The sequence below is a fragment of the Streptomyces sp. NPDC031111 genome (assembly GCF_055570675.1).
Map to the genome: position 1 here is coordinate 55942 of NZ_JBVIGS010000030.1, position 6125 is coordinate 62066.

At 73.6% G+C, this 6125-nt stretch carries 7 protein-coding genes and 1 pseudogene; 2 read left to right on the forward strand and 6 right to left on the reverse strand.

All coding sequences use genetic code 11. From position 1 onward, the window contains the following. Positions 1–4 precede the first annotated feature (4 nt). The 4 genes from ACZ470_RS37395 to ACZ470_RS37410 all read right to left on the reverse strand — a co-directional run bounded on the left by ACZ470_RS37395 (position 5) and on the right by ACZ470_RS37410 (position 3436). Positions 5–730, reverse strand: a complete 726-nt coding sequence (locus ACZ470_RS37395) for an aminoacyl-tRNA hydrolase (RefSeq protein ID WP_468434421.1) — start codon at positions 728–730, stop codon at positions 5–7. Between the two features lie 33 nt (positions 731–763). Beyond that, positions 764–949, reverse strand: coding sequence for a hypothetical protein (locus ACZ470_RS37400; RefSeq protein ID WP_468434422.1), 186 nt, complete (start codon positions 947–949; stop codon positions 764–766). Positions 950–976: 27 nt separating this feature from the next. Further along, positions 977–1819, reverse strand: a complete 843-nt coding sequence (locus ACZ470_RS37405) for a polysaccharide deacetylase family protein (RefSeq protein WP_468434423.1) — start codon at positions 1817–1819, stop codon at positions 977–979. Positions 1820–1912: 93 nt separating this feature from the next. Continuing rightward, positions 1913–3436, reverse strand: coding sequence for an FAD-dependent oxidoreductase (locus ACZ470_RS37410; protein WP_468434424.1), 1524 nt, complete (start codon positions 3434–3436; stop codon positions 1913–1915). An 86-nt stretch (positions 3437–3522) separates the two neighbouring features. Between ACZ470_RS37410 and ACZ470_RS37415 the strand changes: the two genes are divergently transcribed. Then, the gene (locus ACZ470_RS37415) at positions 3523–3927 is read left to right on the forward strand and encodes an ArsR/SmtB family transcription factor (protein WP_468434425.1); all 405 of its coding nucleotides are present in this window, start codon (positions 3523–3525) and stop codon (positions 3925–3927) included. After that, a complete protein-coding gene (locus ACZ470_RS37420) occupies positions 3924–4409 on the forward strand; it encodes an SRPBCC family protein (RefSeq protein ID WP_468434426.1) in 486 nt (161 codons plus the stop codon). Before ACZ470_RS37415 ends, ACZ470_RS37420 begins: the two co-directional genes overlap by 4 nt. 60 nt (positions 4410–4469) lie before the next feature. On the opposite strand, the gene ACZ470_RS37425 is transcribed toward ACZ470_RS37420, so the two are convergent. After that, a complete protein-coding gene (locus ACZ470_RS37425) occupies positions 4470–5864 on the reverse strand; it encodes an alkaline phosphatase PhoX (RefSeq protein ID WP_468434427.1) in 1395 nt (464 codons plus the stop codon). Positions 5865–5954: 90 nt separating this feature from the next. Then, positions 5955–6125: pseudogene (locus ACZ470_RS37430) on the reverse strand (slipin family protein); the annotation flags it as partial.

Genomic DNA, 6125 nt, shown 5'->3' on the forward strand with positions numbered 1-6125 from the left:
CGGTTCAGCGGGCCCGCAGCGCCGGGTGGTCGGCCACCACCGTGCAGGAGCCCGGGGCGATCTCCGTGAAGCCCGCGTCGCGGACCGTGGGCAGGCCGCTCGCGACCAGCGCGGGCCAGCGGGACGGGTCGGCGGTGCGGACCGCCAGCGGGAAGCCGGTGGCGTGCCACACGGCGCGGGCCTCGTCCGAGAGCTCCCACCAGGCCAGCTGGGCGCCGTGGCCCGCCTGCGCCATCGCCTTCCCGGCCGACATGCCGAGGTCGGGGTTGAGCCAGAGGGTGGGGACCGCGGGATCCACGGGCGGCGCGGGCTCCGGGTCGTCGAGGTCGGTGCCCGAGACCTGGAGGCGGGCCAGGTCCTTGGGCCAGCCGTCCAGGGGGACCGGCGGGAAGACCCGCACCTCCGCCGACTTGCCGGTGACCGTGAGGCCGGGAAGGGCCTCCGCGCGGCGCCACTCCGCGCCGCGCGCCCGGCGGACCACCTTGCGGATGCGGGCGTCCTGCCAGTCGCGCATCGCGCGGGCCCACTCGCCCTCGCCCACCGAGCGCTCGTCGGTCAGCATCAGCAGCACCGCGCGGGCCGCGGTCTCCAGGGCGTCCGTGCGGGCCGGGGGTGCCGCGCGCTCGATGCGGACCACCAGGGGCAGCACGAACTGGGGTGCCTCGTCGCGGGCGCCCGGGTCGGGGCGGAAGGGGCTGTCGGGGGCGGGTGTCGTCCGGTCGTCGCTCACGGGATCAGTGTGCCAAGCCGCACGACGGGTCCGTCAGCCGGAGCAGGACGTGCGCTCCGCCTCCCGCCATTCGCAGACCGGGCACAGAGTGATGCCCTTGTACGACTCCGGGTACTCCGTCGGCTCCTGGCACAGCACGCACCGCGCGTACGGCGGCCCGTCGGCCTTCGGCGGCCTGGACGCGTCGATCAGGCAGTAGTCGTTCTCGGTGTCGCTCATGCCTCCAGCGTAGGTCCGCCCGGCGGCTCAGCCCCGGCCGTTCGCCGCCGCGATCAGTTCGGACACCTTGACGAAGCGGTAGCCCTGGCGGCGCAGCTCCGGGACGATCGCGCGCACGGCCCGTTCCGTCGTCGGGGCCGCGCTGCGGGTGCAGTGCAGGACGACCACCGAGCCGGGGCGCACACCGTCCAGCACCTGCCGGGCCACCGCGTCCGCGTCCGTGGCGAACGCGTCGCCGCCCACCACGTCCCACTGCACGGCCGTCACCCCGGCCGGGGCCAGCGCCTTGAGCGCCTTACGGTCGTAACAGCCGCCGGGGAAGCGGAAGTACGGCATGGGCTCCCGGACACCCACCTTCCGGAACGCCGCGTACGCCCGTTCCACGTCCGCCCGCGCCCGGTCTGCGGGGACGGTCGGCAGGCCGTAGCAGTCGCCGGTGAACGCGTAGTGGCTGTAGGAGTGGTTGGCGACCTCGAAGAGCGGGTCCCGGCCGATGGAGCGGGCCTGGTCCGGGTACTCCTCGGCCCAGCGACCCGTCATGAACACCGTGGCCGGCACCTTCAGCGCGCGCAGGGTCCCGATCAGGCGGGGGTGGTCGAAGTGCTCGCCCGCCGCGGCCCTCGGACCCTGGTCGGCGGTCATGTCGGCGTCGAAGGTGAGGGCGACCGTCCGGTCGCCGGTGCGCGGACCGTTGTGGAAGACCGGGACCAGGCCCGCGGCTCCGGGGGCGAGGGTCGGCGGGGCCGCCTTCGCCGGGGACGCGGAGGGTGCGGGGCGGGGCGGCTGCCGGGCGGGCTGGGTGGTGGCGCATGCGGTGAGCGCGGTGGCCAGCACGCAGACGGCGGCCGTGCGGCGTACGAGAGTGATCACCGTACGACAATATGAGTGGGTATGTTGTGTACGTACCGTTGTGCGGCCCGGTCGGGCCGGGTGTCACCCGGGTGGGTGCCGGCCCCGGTGACCTCAGATGTCGCGCCGCTCCAGGGGCCGTGTCGCCGGGCCCTGGAGGACGTTGCCCTCCGGGTCGAAGCGGGAGCCGTGGCAGGGGCACTCCCAGGCGCGTTCGGCGGCGTTGAAGTCGACCAGACAGCCGAGATGGGTGCAGCGGGCCGAGACGGCGTGCAGCATGCCGTCGTCGTCGCGGTGGACCGCGACCCGGCCGCCCTCGGTCCGGACCACCGCGCCCTCGCCCGGCGGCAGGGCCTCCACCGGCGGCGCGGGCCGCAGCCGGTCGCCGACGAAGTGCTTGGCCACCTGAGCCTGATGCCTGAGGAACGCCGGCGCCTCGCGTACCGCGGAGGCCAGCCGGCGCGGGTCGTACAGCTCGCTCCAGGCGCACTCCCCACCCGTTATCTGCGCGGCGAGCAGCCGGCCCGCCATCATGCCGCCGCTCAGCCCCCAGCCGCCGAATCCGGTGGCGACATAGGTGTGCCGGGCGCCCGGGTGCAGCGGGCCGACGAGCGGCACGGTGTCGGTGGGGTCGTTGTCCTGGGTGGCCCAGAAGTGGGTGAGTTCCACGTCGGGGAAGTGCTCGCGGGCCCAGGCGGCCAGACGGTCGAAGCGGGCGCGGGTGTCGCCCGTGCCCGGCGTGAAGTGCTCGCCGGTCACCACGAGCAGGCGCCGGGTGCCGTCCTCGCCGTAGGGGGCCGTGCGGACCGAGCGGGTGTTCTCCTCCGGGGTGATGTACATGCCGTCGGGGTCCCGGTCGGCCGGGACCGGCCCGGCGACGACCAGTTCGCGGCGCGGGGAGAGGCGGGTGAACAGCAGCGCCCGGTCGAACACCGGGTAGTGGGTGGCGACCACGACGTCCCGGGCCGTCACCGTGGCCCCGGCCGTCGTCGACAGCCGGCACGGCGAGCCCTCCTCCAGGCCGACGACGGTGGTGTCCTCGTGGATGCGTCCGCCGTGCGCCACGATGTCGTCGGCGAGGGCCAGCAGGTACTTGCGGGGGTGGAACTGGACCTGGTCCGTCACCTCGACGGCGCCCGCGACGGGGAACGGCAGGCCGGTCTCCGTCACGAACGACGCCGGCAGGCCCGCCTCCCGCGCCGCCCGGGCCTCCGCGCGCAGCTCCTCGACCCGGTCCGCGTCCCGGACGAAGGTGTACGCGCTGCGGCGCTCCCATTCGCAGTCGATCCCGAGCTCCGCCACGACCCCGGCGGTGTGCTCGATCGCCTCGGACTGCGAACGGGCGTACATCCGCGCGCCCTCGCTGCCCCGGGTGCGGCGCAGCCGGTCGTAGACCAGTGTGTGCAGGGCGGTGACCTTGGCCGTGGTGTGCCCGGTGACCCCGGCCGCGACCCGCCCGGCCTCCAGCACCGCGACGCTCTTCCCGGCCCGTGTCAGCTCCCATGCCGTGCACAGGCCGGCGACGCCCGCGCCGATGACGGCCACGTCGACATCGAGGTCCCCGATGAGTGCGGGGTGTCGGCCGTCCGGCGCCGTCTGGAGCCAGTACGAGCCGCTGACCTGCTGGTTCTCCGTCATAGGGGGCCGAGTACCCCGGCGTGTCGAGTTCAGCGGCACGGCTGTGCCGTTGCGGGACGGCTGGTACGGGGCTAACGTACAACCAAATGGTTGTAGATGGGATCGAAGAGACCGACGGCACGGTGGACCGGCTGTTCCACGCCCTGGCCGACGCGACGCGGCGCGACATACTGCGCCGCTGTGTCCGGGGTGAGCTGTCCGTGTCACGTCTGGCCGCGGCGTACCCGATGAGCTTCGCCGCGGTGCAGAAACACGTCACGGTGCTGGAGCGGGCCGGTCTGGTCACCAAGGAGCGAAGCGGACGGGAGCAGCTCGTGCGCACCGATCCCGATGCGGTGGGCCGCGCGCGACGGGCCCTCGACGAACTGGAGTCGGCCTGGCGGGCCCGGGTGGACCGGATGTCCGGTCTGCTCACGGAGGACGACGGACGTCCCTCCGGTCCCGCCGGACCCGACCCCGACGGCAACACTGCGAAAGGACAGGACCGATGACTGTCACCAGCGTCGACAAGGACGTCGACCATCTCACCCTCACCCTCGTCGCCGACTTCACCGCCCCCGTGGAGCGGGTGTGGCAGCTGTGGGCCGACCCCCGGCTGCTGGAGCGCTGGTGGGGCCCGCCGAGCTACCCGGCGACCTTCGAGGAGCACGACCTGACCCCCGGCGGCGGCATGAAGTACTACATGACCGGCCCGGAGGGCGAGAAGTTCGGTGGCTGGTGGCGGGTCTCCTCGGTCGCGGCGCCCACCACCCTCGAGTTCACCGACGGCTTCTCCGACCAGGAGGGCAGGCCGAACCCCGAGATGCCGACCACCTCGGTACGGATGACGCTCACGGAGCACGACGGCGGTACGCGGATGGAGCTGCGTTCCGTGTTCGACACCCGGGAGCAGATGGAGCAGCTGGCCGAGATGGGCATGGTGGAGGGGATGAGCCAGGCCGTCGGCCAGATGGACGCCCTGCTGGCGGGCTGAGCCCGCGAGCCCGCGCCGGGGGCGGAGGGTGCCCACCCTCCGCCCCCGGCTGCCGGTGCGCTAGCCGCGCCAGGGTCCCGTCACGGCGAACGTCGTGCCGGGCGTGTAGCAGTTGAGGTACATGGTGGCGCCGTCCGGGGAGAAGCAGACCCCGGCGAACTCGCCCCACTCCGGTTCCTCGGCGGTGCCGATGTTCTGGCGTCCCCGGGCCAGCGCGTAGACCTCGCCGCGCCGGGTGACGCCGTAGACGTGCTGGGCGCCTCCGCCGTCCTCGCAGACCATCAGGCCGCCGGTGGGAGCGAGGCAGATGTTGTCCGGCGACTCACCGGGCAGCTGGACGTCGGTGTCCGGACCGAAGACGATCACCAGGGTGAGGCGCCGCCGGTCCGGGTCGTAGCGCCAGATCTGGCCGTGGTGGTCGGCCGCCGAACCCTCGGAGCTGCGGGCGTAGGACGAGACGAAGTAGACCGAGCGTCCGCCCCAGTAGCAGCCCTCCAGCTTCTGCGCGTGGGTGATGCCCTTCGGGCCGAAGTCCTGGAAGCGGATGGGGGTCCCGGCCGCCTGCGGGTCCGGTACGTCCACCCACTCGACGCCGTCGAAGGCGGCGCCGGTCTCCTGGATCGAGGACAGGTCGGGCACCCCGGGCACCCGCATCGCCTGGAGCCGGCCGCCCGCGCGCAGCGAACCGGTGCCGCCCAGCGGCTTCTCCGGCAGGAAGCGGTAGAAGAGGCCGAAGGGCCGGTCGAAGGCGTCCTCGGTCTCGTAGACCACGCCCCGCCTCGGGTCCACGGCGATCGCCTCGTGCTGGAAGCGGCCCATCGCGGTCAGCGGTACGGCGCCCGTGCGGCGCGGGTCGGCGCCGTCGACCTCGAAGATGTAGCCGTGGTCCTTGGTGTAGCCGTTGGTGCCGGCCTTGTCCTCGTTCTCCTCGCAGGTCAGCCAGGTGTTCCAGGGGGTCGGACCGCCCGCGCAGTTCACCGCCGTACCGGCGATCGCCACCCGCTCCGACAGCACCCGGCCGCGCGGGTCCAGGGTCAGCGCCGTACAGCCGCCCTTGCCCTCGGGGTCGTAGGTCAGGCCGTCGATCGCCGGGACGGGGACCCTGCCGTCGGCCCGGTTCTCGTGGTTGCGGACCAGATGGACGCGGCCGTGCCGGCCGGCGAGGGCCGCCATGCCGTCGTGGTTGGACGGGACCGGGCCCTCGCCGGACCGCAGCCGGTCGCCCTCGCGGGAGAGCACCGTGTAGCGGAAGCCCTTCGGCAGGTCGAGCAGTCCGTCGGGGTCGGGGACCAGGGGCCCGTAGCCGTTGTGGCCGAGGTTCTGCGCGGCGGCCGTGCCGGTGAAGAGTTCGGAGAGCGCGCCGGAGAAGGCGATGCCGATGCCGAGGCCGCCCGAGCGGGCGAGCATCTGACGTCGTGTCGCGGGGGAGCCGGTGGTGGACCCGGTTTCTGACATGGGGAAACCTTCCTGCTGGCGGACAGGAACTGTGACCCAGCCGTGTCTATCACCTGGTGCCCGTCCCGGGAACCACGCGCGTAGCACGTGTCACAGGTCGGGTACGCGGCCCCCGGCCTCCGGGCGCTCTTCCACCTCGTGGTCCGGCGTCGGCTGCTGGGCGGCCCGTTCGAGGAAGCGGAGCAGTTCGACGGGGAAGGGCAGGACGAGGGTGGAGTTCTTCTCGGCGGCGACGGCGACGATGGTCTGGAGCAGGCGGAG